16 protein-coding genes are annotated in these 23386 nt (G+C 42.5%); 13 read left to right on the top strand and 3 right to left on the bottom strand.

What is annotated here, in order from left to right:
- Positions 1-92 precede the first annotated feature (92 nt).
- Positions 93-3653 carry a PAS domain S-box protein gene (locus FZF08_RS14115; protein WP_159469808.1) on the top strand — a complete coding sequence of 1187 codons (3561 nt, stop codon included), beginning with the start codon at positions 93-95 and terminating at the stop codon, positions 3651-3653.
- Positions 3654-3734: 81 nt separating this feature from the next.
- On the opposite strand, the gene FZF08_RS14110 is transcribed toward FZF08_RS14115, so the two are convergent.
- Positions 3735-4187 (bottom strand): NUDIX domain-containing protein, encoded by a 453-nt coding sequence (locus tag FZF08_RS14110; protein ID WP_159469806.1) that lies wholly within the window; start codon positions 4185-4187, stop codon positions 3735-3737.
- Positions 4188-4204: 17 nt separating this feature from the next.
- A complete protein-coding gene (locus tag FZF08_RS14105) occupies positions 4205-4810 on the bottom strand; it encodes an alpha-ketoglutarate-dependent dioxygenase AlkB (RefSeq protein WP_159469804.1) in 606 nt (201 codons plus the stop codon).
- A gap of 215 nt (positions 4811-5025) precedes the next feature.
- Here FZF08_RS14105 and ligD point away from each other — a divergent pair, with 215 nt between their 5' ends.
- Positions 5026-7707: a DNA ligase D gene (ligD, locus tag FZF08_RS14100; RefSeq protein ID WP_159469802.1), complete on the top strand. Its 2682-nt coding sequence runs from the start codon at positions 5026-5028 to the stop codon at positions 7705-7707.
- Between the two features lie 524 nt (positions 7708-8231).
- On the opposite strand, the gene FZF08_RS14095 is transcribed toward ligD, so the two are convergent.
- On the bottom strand, positions 8232-11390 hold the full coding sequence (locus FZF08_RS14095; protein ID WP_159469800.1) for an ATP-binding protein: 3159 nt from the start codon (positions 11388-11390) through the stop codon (positions 8232-8234).
- A gap of 1216 nt (positions 11391-12606) precedes the next feature.
- Here FZF08_RS14095 and FZF08_RS14090 point away from each other — a divergent pair.
- The 11 genes from FZF08_RS14090 to FZF08_RS14040 all read left to right on the top strand — a co-directional run bounded on the left by FZF08_RS14090 (position 12607) and on the right by FZF08_RS14040 (position 22908).
- The gene (locus FZF08_RS14090) at positions 12607-12750 is read left to right on the top strand and encodes a hypothetical protein (protein WP_159469798.1); all 144 of its coding nucleotides are present in this window, start codon (positions 12607-12609) and stop codon (positions 12748-12750) included.
- Between the two features lie 277 nt (positions 12751-13027).
- Positions 13028-13762: a hypothetical protein gene (locus FZF08_RS31765; RefSeq protein WP_229216528.1), complete on the top strand. Its 735-nt coding sequence runs from the start codon at positions 13028-13030 to the stop codon at positions 13760-13762.
- 164 nt (positions 13763-13926) lie between these two features.
- Positions 13927-14628, top strand: a complete 702-nt coding sequence (locus FZF08_RS14080; RefSeq protein WP_159469796.1) for a hypothetical protein — start codon at positions 13927-13929, stop codon at positions 14626-14628.
- A gap of 31 nt (positions 14629-14659) precedes the next feature.
- Positions 14660-15229, top strand: coding sequence for a C1q-like domain-containing protein (locus FZF08_RS14075; protein ID WP_159469795.1), 570 nt, complete (start codon positions 14660-14662; stop codon positions 15227-15229).
- Between the two features lie 217 nt (positions 15230-15446).
- On the top strand, positions 15447-16223 hold the full coding sequence (locus FZF08_RS31760) for a hypothetical protein (protein WP_229216527.1): 777 nt from the start codon (positions 15447-15449) through the stop codon (positions 16221-16223).
- 191 nt (positions 16224-16414) lie between these two features.
- Positions 16415-17119, top strand: a complete 705-nt coding sequence (locus FZF08_RS31755) for a hypothetical protein (protein ID WP_229216526.1) — start codon at positions 16415-16417, stop codon at positions 17117-17119.
- A 233-nt stretch (positions 17120-17352) separates the two neighbouring features.
- A complete protein-coding gene (locus FZF08_RS14060) occupies positions 17353-18087 on the top strand; it encodes a hypothetical protein (RefSeq protein WP_159469793.1) in 735 nt (244 codons plus the stop codon).
- A gap of 165 nt (positions 18088-18252) precedes the next feature.
- Positions 18253-19488 (top strand): hypothetical protein, encoded by a 1236-nt coding sequence (locus FZF08_RS14055; protein WP_159469790.1) that lies wholly within the window; start codon positions 18253-18255, stop codon positions 19486-19488.
- A gap of 30 nt (positions 19489-19518) precedes the next feature.
- Positions 19519-21531: an Ig-like domain-containing protein gene (locus FZF08_RS14050; RefSeq protein ID WP_159469788.1), complete on the top strand. Its 2013-nt coding sequence runs from the start codon at positions 19519-19521 to the stop codon at positions 21529-21531.
- Positions 21532-21620: 89 nt separating this feature from the next.
- Positions 21621-22127, top strand: coding sequence for an Ig-like domain-containing protein (locus FZF08_RS14045; RefSeq protein ID WP_159469786.1), 507 nt, complete (start codon positions 21621-21623; stop codon positions 22125-22127).
- Complete coding sequence (locus FZF08_RS14040; RefSeq protein WP_159469784.1) at positions 22108-22908, top strand: T9SS type A sorting domain-containing protein; 801 nt, start codon at positions 22108-22110, stop codon at positions 22906-22908. Before FZF08_RS14045 ends, FZF08_RS14040 begins: the two co-directional genes overlap by 20 nt.
- Positions 22909-23386 lie beyond the last annotated feature (478 nt).

Genomic DNA, 23386 nt, shown 5'->3' with positions numbered 1-23386 from the left:
ATCAATATTTACAGACAATTAACGTCAGCGATTTCGAAAAATAATAGTCTATATCAGCATCTATATTCTTACAAGTAATTTTATTTTCATCAATGAACGGCCAAAACAAGCCTTTTAGCCCAAATAGCAGCGTCGAAGTAGAAAGATTGGAAATGGCTCTGGAAGCTGCCAATGTCGGCACCTGGGAACTGGATTTATCAAACAATACTGTGCGCTGGTGTAATCGTACAAAGACTTTGTATGGATTTTCTGGTGACGATATTGTTTCCTATGATGATGTACTTTCGCTGATTGATCCTAATGATAAAAAACGGGTAGAGGAAAATTTAAAACAGGCGCTGGACGGTACAATCCGAAAACCGTATAGTGTGGAGTTTCGTGTAACACCCAATATAGATGGGCACACAAGATGGCTTTTATGCAAAGGAATGGCTTATTTTGACATAAATGGAAAGGCTGAAAGGTTTTTAGGGACCGTACAAAATGTATCGCAGGATGTGCAAAACCGACAGCTTTTACGGGAAAACGAGGAAAAATTCAGAAAGCTGATCAATAATACACCTGATATCGTAACCCGTTGGGATAAGGATTTAAAAATGGTTTTTGCCAACGCATCTTTTAAAGAAAAAACGGGAATTTCCAGTGAATTTCTTTTTGGCAAAAATAATACAGAAATGGATCACCTGGATTTCATATCAAGTCCGGAAAGTTTAATCCAGGTTTTTAAAACCGGAGAACTTCAAGAACATTACAATTTTTTCACCACACCTAAGGGCGAACTGCATTTTCATTCACGACTTATTCCTGAATTTGATGAAAATGGATCAATAGAAAGCATTCTTGCTATTTCCCGCGATATAACGGCTGTTCAATCAGGGGAAACGCGGTTTCAAACCTTGGTTGAGCAATCTCCAATGGCCATTGGTCTGCTGAGGGGAAGGGATATGGTTGTTGAAATTGGAAATGACAAGATTTTTGAACTATGGGGAAAAGACAAATCGGTCGAGGGGAAAACTATACTGGAGGCTTTGCCCGAAATTAAGGATCAGGGCTTTCTGGAATTATTGCATAAAGTTTATGATACCGGTGAGCCATTTTTTGGAACCGGTATTTTGGCTAAAATAATAACCAATGGTGTCTTAGAAGATAAATATTTCGATTTCGTTTATACACCTTTGCGTGATAAATCCAATACCGTATCTGGGGTGATCATTCTGGCCACAGAAGTTACTGCTCAGGTAATGGCCAAGAAAGCTGTTGAATCCAGCGAAGCAAAATTCCGGTCACTGATTGACGAAGCACCAGTAGCAACCTGCCTTTTTGTTGGACGGGAATTAATTGTTGAGGTAGCAAATGAGCGAATGCTTCAGTACTGGGGAAAGGACAAATATATACTTGGAAAACCATTGAAAGACGGTGTTCCTGAGTTAATCGGACAGCCATTTCTTGAAATTCTGGATCACGTTTTTACAACGGGTGAAACCTATGTGGGCAAAAGTGAAGCGGCTCAACTGGAAGTTGATGGCAAGATAGATACTTACTATTTCGATTATACTTACAAGCCTTTAAGAAATCCGGATGGAGAAATCTATGCCGTAATGGATATGGCCCTGGACGTGACCAATGAGGCACTGGCACGTAAATCGCTGGAAGAAAGCGAATCGAAATTGCGTTCTGTCCTTGCAGCTGCACCGGCCGGAATGGTTGTTTTTATAGGGAGGGACATGATTATTGATATGCCCAACCAGGCTTTTATTGATATCATTGGCAAAGGCCCGGACATAGCAGGAAAACCATTGCGCGAGGTTATGCCCGAACTTCAAAATCAGGAATTCCTTAAAATTCTGGATCATGTTTTCACGTCGGGCGAGATGCACAGAAGCGATGAGAGGCTGGTTGAAATTGTAAAACATGGCGTAATGACCCATAATTTGTATGATTTTACCTATACCCCGCTTTTCGACCAAAATGGGGAAGTTTTTGCGATACTGGATGTGAGCGTGGATGTCACAGCATCCGTCCGGGCAAGACAGGAACTGGAAGAGAGCGAATTGTTTTCAAGAAACGTTATAGATAATTCCCCTGTCGCGAAGCTGGTACTGATCGGTGAGGAAATGAGCATCAGAACAGCCAACGCCCGAATGATTGATTTACTTGGAAAGGATGAATCAATATTGGGAAAAGTCATCCTGGATGCTGTTCCGGAACTTGCCAATACCAATACCTTGGAACGACTTCTGCATGTTTTACACACGGGTAAAATCTTTCATCAACCCGAAGAAAAAATAGAACTCGTCCGTTACGGAAAACCCTATACGGGCTATTACAACCACATTTACAAACCGTTGGCAGATACAAATGGCAAACGCTATGGCCTGATCATAACCGCTAACGAGGTAACTGACCAGGTTCTTTCCAGACAAAAACTGGAAGAAGTCGAGGAAAGTTTGAGGGATGCCGTGGAACTGGCCGAACTTGGGACATGGATTATTGATCCTGCCAGTATGACTGTAACGTATTCCGAACGCATGGCAAAATGGTTTGGATTTGAAAAGCAATACATAGAATTTGCAGAATTCACCAATGTCATTGATGAAAAGGACAGGCCTCGGGTTCAGCAAAATATTATAAACGCACTGTCCGATATTGAAGACGGGTATTATGCCGAAGAGTATGTAGTAACCAGCCGGAGCACTGGCCAGCGTAGGATATTACAGACACGTGGCAGAGCATTTTTCAACCAGGAAGGGCAGGCTTACCTGATGCGGGGAACAGCTCAGGATGTAACCGAACAAAGATTGCTGCAGATAGGACTGGAACAGCAGGTCCAGGACCGTACTGAGGAACTGGAAGCCAGCAATGAAGAACTGGCTGCGATCAATGAGGAATTCATGGCAACGAATGAAGAACTTGCAGAATCAAATTACCTTTTGACCCAGTCGAACCAGAATCTTCAGCAGTTTGCCTACATCGCCTCACACGATTTGCAGGAACCGCTACGCAAAATCCAGTCCTTTGGTAACCTGCTCAGCAGCAGGCATGGTGGAGAAATCGGAGAGGGAGTTCACCTGATCGAACGTATGCAAACTGCCGCAAATCGTATGTCGGTACTGATTCAGGATCTTCTGACTTTTTCCAGAATATCATCCAAACAGGATAATACTGAAACGGTTGTGCTATCAAAGGTTGTGGACGCGGTTTTGTCAGATCTGGAATTGACAATTCTGGAAACGGGCGCACAAATTACTGTAAATCAGCTCCCTGTAATCAAAGGTGACGGATCTCAATTGGGTCAGCTTTTCCAAAACCTGATCAGCAATGCCCTGAAATTCAAATATCCAAATATTGCTCCGCTCATTAAAATAAGCGCTGATAGCATCCACTTCTACCAATTACCCGCCCATGTGAAACCGGCGAAATCGGTTAGCAATTATTACAGGATTGAAGTTTCTGACAACGGAATTGGTTTTGATCAGAAATATGCAGACCGCATTTTTCAGGTTTTCCAGCGCCTCCACGGACGAAGTGAATTTGCAGGAACAGGCATAGGTCTTGCTATTTGTGAAAAAGTAGTCTCAAACCACGGAGGTGCCATTTGGGCAACAAGCCAACCGGGAAACGGAGCAGTATTCACTATTTATTTACCCGAATAATAAAATACTCAAACGAGATTTTAAAAATATTAAATCTCCTTATCCGTCATTTTTGATGGTTCCTTAGGAAAATATTGCCAGTTAAATCAGTGTATTAAGCTCATTTAACAACGGAATCTGGCGCTCGTTAATCTTAATTTTTGCTTCATACAATGTGAACCATTTCCCTTTATCATTTTCAGGGAATTCCTTCATTTTTCCTGAATTGGGCGGCCACACCATTTCAAAAGTATTGCTCACTATATTTTCCGCATCAATATCTCCTTTCACAGCCCAGGCATAAACCACCTTTCCACTTTTTTGCGTGATTGGTTTCAGCTCAATAAATTCTCCCTCAATAACTTTTCCAGTTTCCTCTTCAAACTCTCTTTTTGCCGCTTCTATTGCTGTTTCAGTATGGTCAAATTCACCTTTTGGAATAGACCAGGAACCAAGGTCTTTTTTAGCAAAAAACGGCCCGCCCGGATGTACCAGAAAAACTTCAATTTCCGATTTTATTCTGAATAAGAGTATTCCAGCACTTTTTCTGGCCATTCTGATGTATTTATATTTTAAACAATCAAACGAAAAGTAAGATTGATCCTTTCATTATTTATTTTTTTTGATTTGGGAATGCGGTGCTCCCAGTTATGCTGCAAATCTCCTTTCATAATCAACAAAGATCCGTTTTCAAGACTTAGCCCATACTTTCGGCTATGATCGGTTTTATGACGAAACTCAAATTGTCTCGCTTGCCCGATGCTCAAAGAAGCAATGTGGGGATTAATACCCAATTCCCTTTCATTGTCGCTGTGCCAGGCTACGGAGTCATTTCCGTCACGGTAAAAATTCAATAGCACACTGTTAAAAGAAAGTCCGGTTGCTTTTTGGATTCTTTCCTTCAAATTGTATAGGTCTGCAGTCCAGGGTACAGGGTCAAATTTTGTGCCGGAAAACTTGTAGGACTTATTCGAATCACCATACCAGGCCGTCAATCGGGGCGTAATCACTTCTTTTCCATACATAGGGATGACCTGCTGCCGCCATGAAACTTCCTTAACAAGCTGATTCATAAGCAAAATACTTTGTTGAAACGCTAAAAATCCGGGGAAATATTCCAGCAGATCCTCGGGAAAACTTAAACTTTCGTTCGCATCAAAAAGACTTAACTGCTCCATGTTTGCTCCATTTTTATGAGTGGTCGCGGATTTACGGACAAAGCCATTCCACTTCTTAACCCAGGCATATTTTTTGTTTCAATCAGCGATATTCATTAAATGCAAAAACGAATTTTTCTAACAAAAGTTACCCGATCCGGCCGACATGTTTATATGTTTCCTTATCGGCTCTGTGATGCAGTCAGTTTTAATCTGAATCATTAACTATACAGACCATGACCTTAGTTAAGTATAATGAAAAGAGATCGTTCAACAAGACGCCGGAGCCAACAGGCGGTAAATCGAAAACTGCTCCCCTTCGTTTTGTAATTCAAAAACATGCAGCCTCGCGTCTTCATTATGATTTCCGGCTGGAAATGGACGGTGTGCTGAAAAGCTGGGCCGTACCCAAAGGGCCATCGACGGATCCTTCTGTAAAAAGACTGGCAATGATGGTGGAGGATCATCCCTTTGACTATAAGGATTTTGAAGGTATAATTCCAAACGGAAACTATGGGGCTGGAACCGTAATGGTTTGGGATGAAGGAACGTACGAGCCGATCGAACCAACAAAAGGAAGGAAAAAACAGGAAGAAAAATTATTGGAAGAATTGAAATCCGGTTCTTTGAAATTTATTCTGCACGGCAAAAAACTGGAAGGTGAATTCGCATTGGTGAAAACCAAAGGTATGGCGGATAATTCCTGGCTGCTTATCAAACACCGGGACGAATTTGCCAGTGATGAAGATATTACCCAAATGAACAAGTCCGTGGTTTCAGGAAAAGAACTTGAAAAAATTGCTGAAACAAGCGAAAATATTTATGGTTCCGATGAAGAGAGAGAGTCGAAATCTACGGTTAAAAAAAAACTAAAAAAACAGGTTAACCCGGATAATTCCGAAGTTCCGGAACCAGATACTGACGTTCATGAAATTTTAAAAAAAGCACAAAAAGAAAAATTTCCGGCATTTTTCACCCCCATGTTAGCGACGTTGGTCGACGACCCTTTTGATGATCCTGGCTGGGAGTATGAAGTAAAATGGGACGGATACCGTGCACTCGCTTTTTTGAATAAATCTGAAATTGAGCTCCGATCCAGAAATAACAAATCGTTTAACGAAAAGTTTTATCCTGTATTTGATGCTGTCAAAAAATGGAAAATAGATGCGGTAATTGACGGTGAAATCGTGGTTGTTAATGATAAGGGAATTTCTGATTTCAATGCCCTTCAAAACTGGCGCAGTGAGGCGGACGGACAACTTTTGTATTATGTTTTTGATGTGCTCTGGCTGAATGGAAAAAACCTGATGGAGCTGACGCTGAAAGAACGCAAAGTAATTTTGCAAACCCTCATTCCTGAGGATGGTATCATCAAAAGCGGATTTAGTATGGATGCCCGCGGTACCGAATTCTTTGAAGTTGCTAAAAGCATGGGATTGGAAGGTATTATCGCTAAACGATCTGACAGTATATATCGCCCCGGTGACCGCTCTAAAAACTGGCTCAAAATAAAAGTAAAAAAGCGTCAGGAAGTTGTTATTGCCGGTTATACACGCAATGAAGGCACTCCCAAAGCATTCAGTGCTCTACTTTTGGGTGTTTATGAGGATGGAAAATTACAGTATGTCGGGAAAGTCGGGACGGGATTTAATACCAAACAGCAGAAAGAAATGCTGGAACTTTTCAAGCCGTTGATTACGAAGAAAAGTCCCTTTCAACAAATTCCTGATTATAACAAACCATCCCGTTTCCGGCCAAACCCGCCGGATGCGTCGGCAACCTGGCTTGAACCAAAACTGGTTTGTGAAATAAATTTTGCCGAAATAACAGAAGACGGCGTTTTTCGTCATCCTTCATTTGTAGCCATGCGTGAGGATAAAAATCCAAAAGATGTGGTGAAAGAAACCGAAGCACCAACAGCTGAGGTGATCAAAAATGAAACGGGCAAGAAAGAAACGGAATCCATCATCAAGGCCCCGGGAAAATCAGACAGGAAAACTTTGCTGAATCCATCGGAGAAAACGCAGGTCAGAAAAGTGAATGGACAGGAATTGAAATTCACCAATCTTGACAAAATATTCTGGCCGGACGAAAACATTTCAAAACGTGATATGCTGAATTATTACTATCAGATAGCGCCGTATATTTTACCGTATTTGAAAGACAGACCGCAATCGCTGAACCGTTTCCCAAATGGCATTACCGGACAGAGTTTTTATCAAAAAGATGTAACAGGAAAAGTGCCCGACTGGGTGGAACAGTTCCCCTACCGTTCCAATGATGAAGATCAGGAAAAAAATTACATGCTGTGCAATGACGAAGCAAGTTTGCTCCTGATGGTCAATATGGGTGTTATTGAAATAAATCCATGGAGCAGCACCATTCAAAAACCAGACAATCCCAACTGGTGTATTCTGGATCTTGACCCCGACAAAACCAATACTTTTGAACAGGTTATAGAAACGGCCAATGTAATCAGGGAGATTCTGGATAATGTCAAAGTCCCCGCTTACTGTAAAACTTCCGGCTCAACCGGAATTCATATTTACATTCCGCTAGGTGCAAAATATGATTATGAACAGTCCCAGTTATTTGCTAAATGGGTGGCATCCAGTGCCAATGAAGCCTTGCCGGATTTTACCAGCATTGAAAGAATGACAAAAAACAGGAAAGGCAAATTGTATATCGATTACCTGCAAAACCGCCCGGCCGCAACACTCGCAGCTCCCTACTCTATACGTCCGAAACCTGGCGCAACGGTGTCCATGCCGTTACACTGGTCGGAGGTAAAAAAAGGGTTGCAGATGAAGGACTTCACGATTGTAAATGCTCTTGAACGAATAAAATCAGAAGGGGATATTTTTAAACCCGTTTTGGGAAAAGGCATTGATCTGGAAGCCGTTTTGGATTCGTTGTGATTTCGGCTTAGCGGGGGGCACGCAAAGCAGCACAAAGTGTTTTCAACTACAATTCCTTTGCGCCCTTTGTGAAAAACTCAGTGCTCTTTGTGTTGTAAAACCAAAGATTCGTTTTACCACAAAGCGCACAAAGTGTTACCACAAAGATCTACAAAGTGTTTTCAACTACAATTCCTTTGCGCCCTTTGTGAAAAACTCAGTGCTCTTTGTGTTGTAAAACCAAAGATTCGTTTTACCACAAAGCGCACAAAGTGTTACCACAAAGATCTACAAAGTGTTTTCAACTACTATTCCTTTGCGCCTTTGTGAAAAACTCAGTGCTCTTTGTGTTGTAAAACCAAAGATTTGTTTCACCACAAAGCACACAAAGTGTTAACACAAAGATCCACAAAGTATTTTTGACTACTATTCCTTTGCGCCCTTTGTGAAAAAACTCAGTGCTCTTTGTGTTGTAAAACCAGAGATTTTTTTACCACAAAGCAGCACCAAGTGTTAACACAAAGATCCACAAAGTGTTTTAATTACTATTGCTCTTTGTGGTTAAAAATTAAGTAAAAGCTCGTAACATCCGATTGGCATACCCTAAGAGTAATACCCAGAAGTGCCGCAATTTCTTTCACAATAAGGAGCCCCAGGCTTGTCCGCGCCTGCACGGGATTTGGCGCACCCTTCAAAACCGGCAAAGTCATATTTTTCGTTTCCGGCGAGTTAATCATATCCTGAAGCTCCATTGGAACACCAACTGTGGTATTGGAGATCACAAGCTCCTGTTCCGTTTCCCCATTGATATTAAAACAGACTCTTATCTCACCATTACGGGTAAACTTGGCAGCATTGTCAAGCAAGTTATGAATCATGATCCCGAGCATCTGGCGGTCGCAGTACACACGGGTATCGGCGCCAATTTCGTTTTTAAAATCTGTCCGGTTTTCAATCATCATATTTTTAAAAATCCCGAATTTTTCATCCACCAGCTGCCACAGATCTATGTTTTCAAAGTGCAGGCTGTTTTCATACACGTGCGCTTTGATATAATCCAGCAATCCGCTCAGCAAGCTGCTCATACTCAGGGAAGAATCCGATATCACTTTACCCACCAGAGCAACATCTTCATATTGCTCTTTTTGTATCATTTTCGGGATATTCCCCGAAGTAAGTCTGATAAAATTCAGCGGCGACTGGATATCATGTGTCATCGAAGTTAAAAGTCTTGAAAGCATATGCACCTGGCGGGTCATTTCATTTTTAGATACTTCCAGGTCCATCAGCGTTTCATTGAGCCTTGTCGTACGCTTGGCCACCACTTCTTCCAGTCTTGCATTTTCAAATTTCACGTTCCTCAACTTCCATACATTGAAAACATATATACCTGCAATTAGCAGTAATACTAGCAAAACACTGGCCCACCAGGTTTGGTACCACAGAAGCGGCACAACAAAAAAGATCTTTTTGGTCGTATAATTATTGATCCCGAAACCATTCAGTTTCCTCACCACCAGAGTATAATTCCCGGATTGCAGATTCGAAAATCCTATTTTAAAATCGACGTTATCCATTGGAATCCAGTCTGAGGGCTTCACAGACGCGTTTTCTTTCACCAATGCATAAGAAATTTTAAGATTATAAGGATGCCCAAAATACGCCGTTGAAAAGTTCAGCTTTACCTGATTTGGGTTCAGGGGAAAATACATTGTGTCGTTTGAGGCAGTCAACAACTCCTTATTCACCAGCGCATTGTCGAGTACAATTTTCCCGTCGGATGCTGCATTGTTAATTTGTTCGGGCCTGAACCAGACAAAACCATTCATCGAAGGCAGCGATATATACCCATTTGCGAGGTTTAAGCCACATGGGGTGCAGTTTCCGTTGAACTCATTGGTGTTGAAACCCGCCTCTTTGGTATGATACTGATAAAATAATTCCGTTGATTTTTCTTGCAACCGGGCATAATCAAGCAGGTCCTTTATTAAAATCTGGAAAAGCCCTTTGTTGGTAGGAATCCAGATGTATCCCCGTCCATCGTTAACAACACAATGGGGATTGGCCAGATACCGGTTTTTATCCAGCGGAAACGTCGTCAGCTTTCCGGTTTTGTCCATCAGCATCAGGCCGCTCCCCAACGCAGTGATAAAAATATTGCCATCCGCAAAAGCATGGATACTTTTGATCGCCAAATCCTGAGTCCCTGCAATCAGCGTTACCTTTTTTGATGGTATGTCCAGCGCATACAATCCTTTCCATGTTCCGGCCAGCAGCTTGTCCTTACTTACAGACTCCAGGCAGGTTAAATCCAGATTCCTGTTTTTAATATATAACTCAGATTTCGGATCGGTTTGTTTCAGGCTGATCCTGTGTAACCCTGTATTAGCTTCGCCAACCCATAAAAAATCAGATTTTCCAATATGCATTATATCAACACTATTTGAAAAGTGCCCGACTTCTATAACTTTCCCAAGGACACTGTCAAGCTTAAAAACCGATTTCCCCTCCGGTATCCAGGCATTGCCATACTTATCTCTTACAAGTGTTCTTTTGTTTGCAAAATTCACTGCGCGGATGTAGGGAATTTTCCGGTCAATCATCTTTCCGCTTTCCTGATCTTTGCCAACAACATCACCGGATGCCGTAAAAACAGCATTATTTCCGTAAGGTAATTGTGCATAAAAAACATTCTGCAAATAGTCCCCCATGGCTGTCATGGCCTGAAACTGGTGTTTGCTCAATACATAAAACCCGTCCGTCCCACTGCCCAGATATACTTTTCTATTGACCTTGTCGTGATGAATCTTCTCAATACCCTTGGAAACAAGATCAAAATCTTCCACAAGAAGCCTGGTTACCAATACATTACGCCCATTTATTGCTGACAGATCAAGCGTGTAAAGATTCTGATCCAGATAAAGGAAGGTCTGGTCTGAAATATTGTTCCAGAATATTTTGATCCGGCTTTTTCCAACCTCATAGTTCCGGTCATTGACAATATCGCCGGAAAGTGCCATGTCCACCACTTTTCCATTAAGAACACCTTGGAAAGAAGCATTCTCGTGCATATAAAAAAGCCTGTCTGCAATTGTGAAAAAATTCCAGTAAGCGCCGGTATGGAAAGGAAGGTTGTATTTTTTCTTAAAATCTTTATAGAAACTTACCTGATCATACGCGCAGAGATAAAAATCGCCCTTCTTTTCTCCGTAAGGAACCATATAACGGCACGACCTTTCCATGCGGGTAATCCTGTCGGGCAACCCTAACGATGCATGTGCATTGCCGAGTGTCTTTATGAATGATTCAAAGTATTTCACGTTTTTTTGACGGACAGTATCCAGCGCCGCTGTTCCGTTTTCAATTTTTGCTTCTTCCTGTGAGTAAAAAGAGGCATACAGCACGCGGTTGTTTCCCGCCTTATCGCTCCTCGTTCCCGGTTTGATATAATTGACCCGGTTCCATCTTACTTTCAGGTTAAATTCATTAAAAACATAAAAATGCTGTCCGTCAAACCGTACGAGGCCGTCTTCTGTGGCGAGCCAGATAAATCCATCCGCATCAGCTGCTATGCTTTTTACACTGTTTTGGGGTAAACCGTTATCACCGTTGTAATGGGTGACAGAATAATTTTTTTGAGCGTTTCCCTGCCTTGGTAGCAGCAAAAGGAATTGGACAAGCAGAATCAGCAGAACTCTTTTCATAACGTTTTCTTTTTTAGAGGGGGGTTGATTAATAACATTGCGATACGTTTACAGTAGACAGTTCATATACAAATCCGTCCTATATTCTACGTAGGATTTGTAGAAAGTCACTATAAACATAGAATTTTCTCTAACTTTTTTAAGATACGTTGAGTTCGTCACGCCGAAGACTATGCCATAGCCTCCGGTAATTGTAAGCATTTAGTCAATCGGGAAAGTTTTCCCAGGGAAGATGATTTTAATATAATCACTTTTTTCCTTCCGGATTATTCAGTTTATCTCTTTCATGTGTTGGATAAAAGGGCCATCCCCTTGGGGGTATTCTATTTTTTTGAACCGGTTTTTTTTGACTAACAACTACTTGTAAATGGATTGAAGAACTAATATTAATCAAAAATATCAAATACCAAAACTTACACCCATTAGATTTTCTACAAAGTTTTATCCGTCTTATACGCGATAAACCGCCAAAATCCGCCGCCAGGGTAAAATTTTAAAACCAAATTAAGTTTAAAATCAAATCATTACAGTTACCACCGGGTGAATGACATACCCGGAAAATTCTACTCCTGTAACATAGAAATACTTCGAAAATTTATTTAACGGTAAATCTACATAAACGCTTTTGTTCCGACGCGACCCGTAATTTGTGTAGGATAGGCTGGAAAGTGCATGTAGTATTAGTAGGGTTACAACACGCGAGAAATCGAACCAGTACCAAGAGATGGTTCTATTGAGAAGACTATACGGCTCTACAACTTTTTACTTTTTCAAAACAGTACTTTGCATTGTTAAAAAACAAAAGAAAAAAGAGAACACTTCATCATAAAAATTAATAAACATCATGAGACCAAACTTTTACTTTGGCTATTGGCCGTCAGATCTTCTATCATCCCATGTTCATCCTGAACATGGATCCCCGAATTAAATAATATGGAGGTTTGGCCGGGCCGCGTAGGCCGGGCCGCGTAGGCCGGGCCGCGTAGGCCGGGCCGCGTAGGCCGGGCCGCGTAGGCCGGGCCGCGTAGGCCGGGCCGCGTAGGTGGGGCCGCCCAGGCCGGGCCTACTAAACCGGACGTCATAAGTTAGGCAGCTCAACAAAGTCTGTTGCTCTAAGCCGACTGCCGAAAGCCGACTACCGAAAACCACCTCGACATTTCTCAGGAGATCTTTCTACAAAATGGAAAAGTGCACTCTACAAAGAAAAAGCTTTGTTATGATCAGATTTGACGCAGGAAATATTCATACAACGCATACTATATGTAAAAATGGATTAAAACCTGCCGGAACTGTGAAACAACGGCCAAAACAAAAAGAAATTGTCCTTTTATACCAAAATACACAATCACTCTATGAATAGATTTTACACTTCAAATGCAGTAACAACCTGGTTAAAACTCATCGGCTTACTCATCCTCATGGTCCTGGTAAAACTGTCCCGGCCCTAACGCACTACACAATCAACTATTATTTAACACTATACACACAACCAAAAACAAAGCAACCCAGTCATTTTCCGCAGCGGGAAATGTTCTGACAGGCCCGTTAATACCTGCCCTCCAACATTAACATCATTTTAAAAATTCATCATTACAAACACACTTTTTATTTAATCCTACACTAATCCAATACACACAATGAAAACAACACAATTATTTTCCAAGACACTTTGCGCGGCACTGGTTGCTGGCGCTATGCTTTTAAGTTCTTCTCTCTTTGCTCAGGTGAAGATTGGTACGAATCCTACAACAATTGGAGCAACTAATAATTTAGAAGTAGAAGCTTCTACCGCTGGTCGAAAAACGAGTATTGATAAGACTACTGGTAAGGTTACAATCGCAGATGGGTCTCAAGGTTTAAATAAAGTATTAACATCTGATGCAACTGGGATAGCTACGTGGCAAACACAGAGTGTTGGCTGTGCATCTTTCGAAGCAACTGGTACACCACAGAATGTCATAATATACGATGTACTCGGCCAACCAAATGTTAAAATAATTGCAGGAAATGAGAGTTATGATCCAATGAATACTTATAATAGCACCACAGCGGAATACACCGTTCCTACAACTGGGATGTATATATTCAAGGCAAGTGGTGGAGATTTCATTTTGACAAATGATGCAACTAGAAATACAATTTTGCTGTTAAATTCCGCTCAAAAAGGTATATTAACTTTTACATCAAGCGGCAATTTGGTTTATGGAACAGCAACTTGGCAAAATGTAACGAGTGTTAACTATTTAAATGCTGGGGACGTCATTACAATGGTCGTTAACGTCGTTCATAATGTTGGACCTAAACCAGCTGCAACTACTCCTTTTCAAAACATACAATTTTCTGGCTCCCGTATTGATTGTAATGGGAATTAATTAAGCAAGTCTTTTATCAAATATCTAAGCCTGGTTGAATAGCTAATCTTAGGTCTGTGTCGAAACAGACCTATCCAGCCACAACTTGCATAGCTAACCATCAAGCTTAAAACCAGTTAACCCAACCATTACCAATCATTCCCAGTTTTCACACACATACTTCCATGAATTTCAAACCATCCAGATCTCATTCGTTTACCGCAAAAATGTTTTCGTTCCTGTTTACTTCGGGGATGCTTTTAAGCACGTTTGATGTTTCCGCCCAGGTCAAAATTGGCACAAACCCAACGACGATCAATGCGGCAAATAATTTGGAAGTGGAGGCTTCAACAAGCGGGAGAAAAACCAGTATTGATAAAACGACGGGTCAGGTAACGATTGCGGATGGTACCCAAAAGATCGGGCGGGTATTTACTTCGGATGGAAATGGTGGCGGAAGCTGGCAGGCTGGTATTGTGTTTGCGGGGTATGCGCCTAGCCAAAGTGGCGGGCAGGATAATGCGGCATCAGGTATCAATATCATTCCGGATTTTGACCCGGAAGCAGCCTGGGACAATGCCAACAGCGAATATACCATTCCAGAGGCAGGTTATTATTCCATTGCCTTTTCAGGAGTGCAGTATTTCGATGATGGTTATTCCACACCAATAGCAACCGGTGGGTTTACCATCCTGCAATCAGGGGTGCCGATACTCGTCTCGCTGGTTACGTCTCCGGAATTAAATGACATGCCTTTGGGCGGTGCGCTGGCCATCAAAGCAGCAGCCGGGGATAAAATCAAACTGGTAAGCACAACCGGCGTATACCCCGGCCCGCAAACCTGGACGGTGAAAAAGGCAGCCCTGGCGATTATTAAACTTTATTGATTATCACCATCCCGTTTATAAATACGTACCGATGAAATTCCGACAAACACCATACAATCCGCTTGCCGCAAAAACAATGTCCTCCTTCCTGATTGTTTCGGGGATGTTGTTGAGTGCGCAGGATGTTGCCGCACAGGTCAAAATTGGTACTAACCCAACGACGATCAACGCGGCAAACAATCTGGAAGTGGAGAGTTCGACGGCTGGAAATAAGGTGAGTATTGATAAGGAAACAGGGAAAATGACGATTGCGGATGGTTCACAGGGAAATGGAAAAGTGCTGACCTCGGATGCAAACGGCGTGGCAACCTGGGAGACAGGTACCAATGTTTCCTGCAATGCCTTTGAAGTTGCAAAAAGTATTTCGTCAATCGCTCAGGGACCGGCCTTTGTGCTGCATCCTTTCAATTCGTTGGTTACGGATATTGCAGGCGCGTATGATGCGGCAACAGGGATTTACACGATTCCGGTGCGTGGTACTTATATTTTTACAGCCACGGCCGGTGAAGGGAATTCTACGGAAACGGGACGCGTAATTCCACAATTTCTATCCAGACATCTGCGAAAGGAATTGTTTCGAAAAGCTCCCAGTACCGCGTAAGTTATGCGGATCCGCTGGCACATTCGCTTTCAGTAGTGATGGTTGCAGAAGCCGGTGAACAAGTTTTCGTAGTCATGAACTCAACCCATGTCTCAGGAACACCGCTCATTTCGGGCTCGGCAGACGTGCTTACCTACCGTTTCGCAGGTTCACGGATTGACTGCAACCGACAATAAAATTCAGACACACAAATTTCACACTTACAAACTTTAAAAACATGAAAACAAAACAACAATTGGTTAAGGCATTATCTGCCAGCCTGTTTGCAGCAGCACTATTTTTCAGCTCCTCAGCGGTTTTTGCGCAGGTGAAGATTGGGAGTAATCCGACGGTGATTAATCCGGCGAATAATTTGGAGGTTGAAAGCACTGATCCTGCAAAAAAGGTGAGTGTTGATAAAACGACGGGTAAGATTACGATTGCTGATGGGTCGCAAGGAGCGGAAAGAATTTTGACTTCCGATGCAAATGGAACAGCAACTTGGAAACCGATAAAATCAACAGCAATTACTTCTTTTCCTCAAACCTCGGGATTCGCTCTTGATTTGGGATACGAAGCAGGAACGTGCTTGGCTCCGCGTGGATCTACTCCTCCGGCATGTGCTGTTGATATTAATCAGAATGCATCATTTACTGTATTAAATCCAGTTAATGATGTGATTATCAATTTGGAGGATGCCGCCTCTGTTGCAAGTAACAGTACTACCGTTTATTTTTCTATACTTGTTTATGTAGATAAGACTACGCCGGGTGTTTATGAAAATGTAGGAGGAGAATTTATAACATACGCAAATATAGGGTGTGGTGCTGCTGTAACCCACGCGACAGTAGCTTTAAAAAATCTCCCGGCAAGAACGTACAACGTTAAAGTATACTACGTCCCATGGGTTAATTTCGGAACTACTGCAAGAGTTGGTATAGGAGCGCAGGCAATTCCCGGTTGTGGCTCAGTTACTCCTGACGGGAACAATTTGATTATTTCTGTAAGTCAATAAGTAGCTATCCAAATTAGACACCCAGCTAACCTCAATTCTAATCAGTGGTCCATGTCTTCACAGACCTTGCTGACCTACTTCAACCAAGTTAAACCTGATTTGCAATCGGGTGTTGAATAGTGAAGCATTCACAACGCGAGACCCATTACACACTTTAAATCAAATTTTCTCAAATTAAACTACTATACACAATGATCAAAAAGCAACAAATCTACAAAGCGCTCTTGGCGGCTTGTATGCTTTTCAGCTCCTCTGCGGTTTTCGCGCAGGTGAAAATTGGAACGAATCCTACGGTGATTGATCCGGCTAATAATCTGGAAGTGGAAAGTTCTACGGCTGGAAATAAAGTGAGCGTTGATAAGACTACTGGGAAGGTTACGATTGCGGATGGGTCGCAGGGAGTTGGGAAGATTTTGACTTCTGATGCGAATGGAGGTGCAAGTTGGCAGGCAGTTAGTACACAAGATTCACCCGTTCTGTTTTCAGTTGTAAATTCGATAAATCAAACGGGTTCTTTCCAAACAATAGATAAGGCGGATTTCGGCACTAAACATTTCGACAAAAACAACAGTTTTAATTTAGGAACTGATTCATTTACAATTCCGGCTAATGGAACAGGACTTTACCAATTATCAACGATTTACGGAACGTTGAATGCAGGTAATTATGATAAAGGAGTTTATCTAATTGTATATGTAAATGGAGTGTCGTCGGGAAGATATTTATCCATAGGCAATAGTACTGCGGGCGCGGGTATCGGCGGATCGGGAAGTATTCTAATGCAATTTAACTCCGGAGATGTTGTTGATATTCGAATCCTACCTTCTCTTGGGGCGGCTGGTCAAACCATAACATTCTTTCATCTAAGTTTAAGTGTTTCATTGATATCGAAATAAACTAACACAATCTAATTTATTGTCTGTGCCTCCACAGACCCGTCCAGCAACTAATCCATGGCCTATGTCCTCACAGACCCGCTCACCAATACATTGAGCATACCAAAAGCGGAAGCGATCAAAAATGACAAACAATTCAATGATCAATTGAATTTACAAATAACAAAAAATTTGTCAACTCAATCCGTCACACACTTTAAATCAATTTTTCACAAATCAAACTACTACACACAATGATCAAAAAACAACAAATCTACAAAGCGCTCTTTGCTGCTTGTATTCTTTTCAGTTCCTCTGCGGTTTTTGCGCAGGTGAAAATTGGAACGAATCCTACGGTGATTGGAGCAACTAATAATCTGGAGGTAGAAGCTACCAATAACAAAAAAGTGAACATTCGAAAGGCTGACGGTACTGTGGTTGTTGAAAATACACCACCGGGCGCCGTCACCGACAGTATTGTAACTGTTGATGCATCAGGAAATATAAAGGCGATAGACAAAGCCACTCTTAAAAAGAAGTTGGGTTTATCCGGATCGTCAAGTATGCTTACATCTGCTACACAGAACATGCCAGCCGGTTCCCAGTTTATTCCAGATTTCACTACTGTGCTTTTTGATGAACAAAACGGAATTGATCTGACAAATAATTTATTCAATATAAGTCTTTCAGGTACCTATACTGTTAGCTGTACCATTAAAGCACTAATACCAGGTCCTTTTACAGGTACACAGGACGCGAACATAGATATTTACCTTCAAAAATTTGTATCCGGAGCCTGGGCAATTATTTCAAGTGTACAAAAGAAGCAAAACGCCACTGCAACCTTGGTGTTAACACTTTCTGTAACGGATCAATTTGTTGCTGGTGATAAAATTCGATTAATGATTCAGCCATGTATAGGATGTATTGCAGGCAATCCAGATTATCCACTCTATTCAGCAAATTTCTTTGCTTTAAGAAATCTATAACTAGCTGGTTTAGTGTATTAAAAATTCCAAACCAAGATAACCCCGATTTGCAATCAGGTATTGAATGGTTAAGCGTTAAAACGCGAAACTCTCACTATTGTGAGAATAGTGATTCAAAATTAGAAAAATCAAAAAAAAACTACACACAATTAACAGAACTTTCAAATGAAAAAAAATTATATCAATCCTTCCTTTTTCAAGGTATGGAAAAATGCAGCGGCTATGCTGGCTTTGTTTACAGCGGCTTCGGTCGGCACTGCCATGGCCCAGGAAGGCAGCCTGGGGAACACCACTATTTTCGGTGGTGCACAAATGACGTTTTTTGGTAACAGCGATTTTATGACACCTACGGGTGGCACCCAGCCAGGTGTAATCCTGACAGAGCGCGCCACGGCTACGATCAGCTACCTTAACTATTTCGGTAACAACCTTACGGCCAGCGGCGTAACGGATGCGAGTTATGTGGATGGTTATGTGCGAAAGTACGGCACAGGCCAGTTTATTTTCCCGGTTGGGGACAATGGTAATGCGGGCCAGTTTGCAGCTTCGGCGGATGGGACGAGCGGAGCGTATTTTCATGCGGATCCATCAGTAGCTGTTACCACTAATCTTTTTACCGGTGGTAGTTATACTGCTTTGCCAGCTGGCGGCCCTTTTGACAGAACGTTAAAAGCCGGAACGCTGGGAAGCATCGATGCAGTGGAATACTGGGATATTGATGGTGCAACGGCCACACCGATCACGTTAACATGGGATGCTGGCAGTGATGTTACTACGCTAACCGGCGGAACACTTTCAAAGCTGACTATTGCCGGCTGGAATGGTACGCAGTGGGTAAGCATTCCTGCTACGATTAATGCAACATCAATATTGGGAGGCCCAAGTACGGCGGCGGCTGGTTCTATCACCACGAATGCATCCATCGTGCCAAACACATATACGGCCTACACACTTGCCTCCCTTGTGGCGGATCTTACCCCAACTACCGATATCGACGCACTTAGTTTTCCAAATGCAGGTGATAGCAAGGATTTCATCATAAATCTGTATGAGATCAATAATGTTTTGGCAAATGGCCAAATCCGTTTCCGTATCACAAAACTTTCTTCTTTCACGATCACCTATCCAACTACTTCCGGAACATCCAATGTTTTTGGTGGCACTGCTAATGAAAACGGAAACTGGGATTTCACAGAAAATACGAGCTTCATAACAATTACAGCCAAGCCAGGAATTACGATCCCTGCGAATGGTCAGGCATCGCTCGGCTTCAATATAACCCGCAAACCAGGAGTACCTGCCGGAACGGGCCAAAATATCACAGCGACGATCATCAGTGGTTCAGGAGGAGAAGTGAATTTTGTGAACAACCAGGTAGTCACTACGGTTACAGCTAATTAATTTCAATTAAATACATAACACTAGTTTATTATGAAGAAGATTATTAACTATCTGATTATTGCGGTTGCTTTGCTAAGTTTTCAGTTCAGCTATGCGCAAGATGTAAGTATCAATATTGCAACGGATTTACCATCCATTCCTTTGGGTACGTCAACAGCGGTTCTGGTAACAATCTGTAACGAGGACCCAAGCCCTATTGACGCACCTTCAAACAAATTGCGTCCGCAGATCTCAGTAGGTCCAAACGTGACCATTACCGGAGCAACCAATGCAGATGGATCAGCGCTTACTGGTTGGTCAATACAAAATTTATCAACTGGGAATGCCAATACGATCAGGTTGGTCAACACGGTTCCGTTAGTAAATGGTGATTGTGTGCAGTTTCGCGTTACTATTTTAGGAACAGTAGTTAGCCCTTCTACCGTATTTAATGGTACACTTGGATTTGTCGGCCCGCAAACACCCGGTAATAATACGGCTAATGATAACAGCCCTACAAGTGTGGCTGTGACAGCCCCGGTAGCAACGCCTCCTGTTGCAACACCTAACGTTGCCACCACGCCAGCAGGTACGCCAGTTACTTTAACAGTAACAACCAACGACACACCAGGTTCGGCTGCAATTGCACCGGCAACAGTAAAACTGATCGATCCTGCAACAAATTTGCCAGCGGTTGGTAACACAGTTACAATTCCGGGTACAGGTACTTTCACAGTAGATCCAACAACTGGCGCAGTAACATTTACACCGGTTGCAGGTTTTACAGGTGCTGTTCCTCCTGTTAATTATACAGTAGACGACGTGAATGGTTTGACATCGAACCCTGCACCGATCACTGTAACCGTGACGGGAACACCGCCGGTGGCAACACCAGACCCGGCAACGACGCCAATCAATACGCCGGTTATGTTAACGGTAACAACCAATGACACACCAGGTTCAGGAGCAATTGCACCGGCAACAGTGAAACTGATCGATCCGGCTACAAATTTGCCAGCGGTTGGAAACACAGTTACGATTCCAGGTACAGGTACTTTCACGGTGGATCCAACAACAGGCGTAGTTACATTTACTCCTGCAACTGGTTTTATCGGTGTTGTTCCTCCTGTTAGTTATACAGTAGATGATGTGAATGGTATGACATCTAACCCTGCACCGATCAACGTAACCGTTACAGGAACACCGCCGGTGGCTACAAACGATACGGGTTCTTCGACACCCACAGCTCCGGCGATTATTCCGGTTGTAGTAAACGATATTCCAGGATCTTCTCCACTTGACCCAACAACGGTAAAACTGATCGATCCGATAACAGGTCTGCCATCGCCAAGTGTAACGATTCCGAACGAAGGAACGTATACTGTTGACCCAATCACAGGTGTTATCACGTTTGTTCAGGATCCAGGCATTACAACCCCGATCACAAGCACTATTACTTACACCGTAAAAGATGTGAATGGTTTGACTTCAAACCCCGCCACGATCACGATTAACGCAACGCCGCTTCCTGTAACACTGACGGTTTTCAAAGTAACAAAAGAAGGGAAAGTAGCCAAACTGAACTGGGAAACTACTGAAGAAACCAACAGTGACCATTTCGAGATCCAGCACAGTATTTCAGGAAAAGACTGGAACAAGATCGGAACAGTGGATTCGCATGGTGACAGCAAAGTGAAAAATGTTTACACTTTCACTGACGTAAATCCTGCAAACGGCGAAAACCTTTACCGTCTGAAAATGGTTGACAGAGATGCAACTTATGCTTACAGCCGTATCCAGAGTATTAAATTTGACGGATTGAACAGTGCAGCCGTAAGTGTTTACCCAAATCCATCTTCGGATAAGGTATTTATCCAGGATATGGATCTTGCGCAGGTTAAGCAGGTTTCAATAGTGGATATGAACGGTCGTGCACTTTTCAGCAGCGATAAAGTTTCTGCTGACGGGATCAATGTAAGTAAGTTCAATCCGGGCACTTACATTCTTCACATCACGAATGTGAACGGTACTGTGAGCAATCACAAGATCGTGATCGCAAAATAGCATAATCTCCCTCCTCATAAAGTTTCGAAAAATATCCTTCTGCTTCTGGCAGAAGGGTATTTTTTTTCCAACCAATAGTAATCAACTCCATGAAAATAAATATACCTGTACGCAGCGCATTTCTGGCAACGATTCTTATGAGCTTGTTTTCTGTTTTGGGCTATGCCAAAGCTGAAAATGGTATTACAAAAATGCTTGCCATTGATACCCCTCCGGTAGCAGTTCCTGATGTAATAACTACTGCGCAAAAAACGCCTGCAATCATTGCGGTAACTGCCAATGATTTGGCTGGCTCAGCCGCAATTGATCCGCAATCTGTCCGGCTGATCCAGCCATTCTCAGGAGCTCCTGTATTGTCGTTTACTTATCTGAACGAAGGAACATATACGGTCAACCAAGCGGATGGTACCATTGTATTTACTCCCGTTGATGCTTTTGGGGGAGTTCCCACGACAATAAACTACACTGTTAAAGACATAAACGGCCTGGAATCCAACCAGGCTAAAATCACGGTGACAGTCACACCAACACCTCCCACGGCAGTAGCTGATTTCGCCACGACGAAAGCCGGTAAGTATGACGGTCTGGAAAAATGATATATCCGGTTCGATGATGCTCGACCCTCAAATGGTCAAATTCATAGATCCGGTTTCGGGCCTTCGGGTGTTTTTCGTTCAAATACCAAATGAAGGACTCTTCGCTGTCAATTATTTCACAGGTGAAGTAACGTTTACGCCGGATGCAGGTTTTGTTGGCGTATCAACAATTAACTATGATATACAAGATCTGAACGGCGAATTTTCCAACCCTGCTGCCATTACAGTTACTGTCACAGATACCCCGCTTCCTGTAAAATTGACTTTTTTTGAAGTCATCAAAGAAGGAAACACAGCCAGATTAAACTGGGAAAGTATTGCCGAAACAAACAGCGATCATTTCGAGATTGAGCACAGTATTAGCGGTAAAGAATGGAACAGGATAGGACTAGTAACTTCCCAAGGCGAAAGTGCAGCGAAGATTAAGTATTCATTTACCGATAAAAATCCTGCAAATGAAGAAAATCTCTACCGTCTTAAAATGATCGACAAAGATGCAACTTTCGCTTACAGCCGTATCCAAAGTATCAAATTTGACGGACAAACTGGCCCGATGGTGAGCATTTACCCTAATCCTTCTGCGGACAGAGTATTCATTCAGGATATGGCGCAGGTGAAACAGGTTTCTATTATGGACATGAATGGCCGCGCAGTATTCAGCAGCAATACGGTAACCAGCAACGGGATCAATGTAAGCAAATTCACTCCGGGTACTTACATTCTGCATGTAACCAATATGAATGGTACTGTAAGCAATCATAAAATTGTGATCGCAAAATAATAAATATCCCTCCTCTTAAATAGTTTGTAAAAATACCCTTTTGCTTTTTGCAGAAGGGTATTTTTTTGGTTTCGGTGTTTTTTTGCACAGAGAACCAGCGAGGACAGGCGAGAGCCACAGAGAAAATTAACTACGAAGTTCACGGAGTGGACGCAGTGCAGTTTTACACGAAGGGCACCAAGGTGTTATTGGGCGGCCTCACCCGTTCAGAAGTTTCCGGGACCTTCCGTCCTACGGTTTTTTTACCGTCGGACGGATCATAAAACTGGTTATCATCTTTGAAATAATATCAGATCCGGTAAGGTGATTTTTAGCGATACATCTCCTTTGGAGATTCCTGTTTATAGATCCAAATTGCATCAGCGGATCCTCGCTCCATCGGAGCATCCTGCAAATGTCAGGAAACTCCAATGGAGTTTGGATTCATATGTTTTCATGAACAGGGCTATAAACAGGAAGCTCCGAAGGAGCGTCAAAT

This window comes from Dyadobacter sp. 3J3, from assembly GCF_009801115.1.
Taxonomy (GTDB): domain Bacteria; phylum Bacteroidota; class Bacteroidia; order Cytophagales; family Spirosomataceae; genus Dyadobacter.
The sequence above is the reverse complement of the archived record's forward strand: the minus strand, read 5'-3'. Positions and strand labels throughout refer to the sequence as shown.

Excerpts from the sequence above, each read along its gene's own strand:
- FZF08_RS14115 (WP_159469808.1), top strand. The coding sequence starts at position 93 with ATGAACGGCCAAAACAAGCCTTTTAGCCCAAATAGCAGCGTCGAAGTA.
- FZF08_RS14110 (WP_159469806.1), bottom strand. The coding sequence starts at position 4,187 with ATGGCCAGAAAAAGTGCTGGAATACTCTTATTCAGAATAAAATCGGAA.
- FZF08_RS14105 (WP_159469804.1), bottom strand. The coding sequence starts at position 4,810 with ATGGAGCAGTTAAGTCTTTTTGATGCGAACGAAAGTTTAAGTTTTCCC.
- ligD (WP_159469802.1), top strand. The coding sequence starts at position 5,026 with ATGACCTTAGTTAAGTATAATGAAAAGAGATCGTTCAACAAGACGCCG.
- FZF08_RS14095 (WP_159469800.1), bottom strand. The coding sequence starts at position 11,390 with ATGAAAAGAGTTCTGCTGATTCTGCTTGTCCAATTCCTTTTGCTGCTA.
- FZF08_RS14090 (WP_159469798.1), top strand. The coding sequence starts at position 12,607 with ATGATCAGATTTGACGCAGGAAATATTCATACAACGCATACTATATGT.
- FZF08_RS31765 (WP_229216528.1), top strand. The coding sequence starts at position 13,028 with ATGAAAACAACACAATTATTTTCCAAGACACTTTGCGCGGCACTGGTT.
- FZF08_RS14080 (WP_159469796.1), top strand. The coding sequence starts at position 13,927 with ATGAATTTCAAACCATCCAGATCTCATTCGTTTACCGCAAAAATGTTT.
- FZF08_RS14075 (WP_159469795.1), top strand. The coding sequence starts at position 14,660 with ATGAAATTCCGACAAACACCATACAATCCGCTTGCCGCAAAAACAATG.
- FZF08_RS31760 (WP_229216527.1), top strand. The coding sequence starts at position 15,447 with ATGAAAACAAAACAACAATTGGTTAAGGCATTATCTGCCAGCCTGTTT.
- FZF08_RS31755 (WP_229216526.1), top strand. The coding sequence starts at position 16,415 with ATGATCAAAAAGCAACAAATCTACAAAGCGCTCTTGGCGGCTTGTATG.
- FZF08_RS14060 (WP_159469793.1), top strand. The coding sequence starts at position 17,353 with ATGATCAAAAAACAACAAATCTACAAAGCGCTCTTTGCTGCTTGTATT.
- FZF08_RS14055 (WP_159469790.1), top strand. The coding sequence starts at position 18,253 with ATGAAAAAAAATTATATCAATCCTTCCTTTTTCAAGGTATGGAAAAAT.
- FZF08_RS14050 (WP_159469788.1), top strand. The coding sequence starts at position 19,519 with ATGAAGAAGATTATTAACTATCTGATTATTGCGGTTGCTTTGCTAAGT.
- FZF08_RS14045 (WP_159469786.1), top strand. The coding sequence starts at position 21,621 with ATGAAAATAAATATACCTGTACGCAGCGCATTTCTGGCAACGATTCTT.
- FZF08_RS14040 (WP_159469784.1), top strand. The coding sequence starts at position 22,108 with ATGACGGTCTGGAAAAATGATATATCCGGTTCGATGATGCTCGACCCT.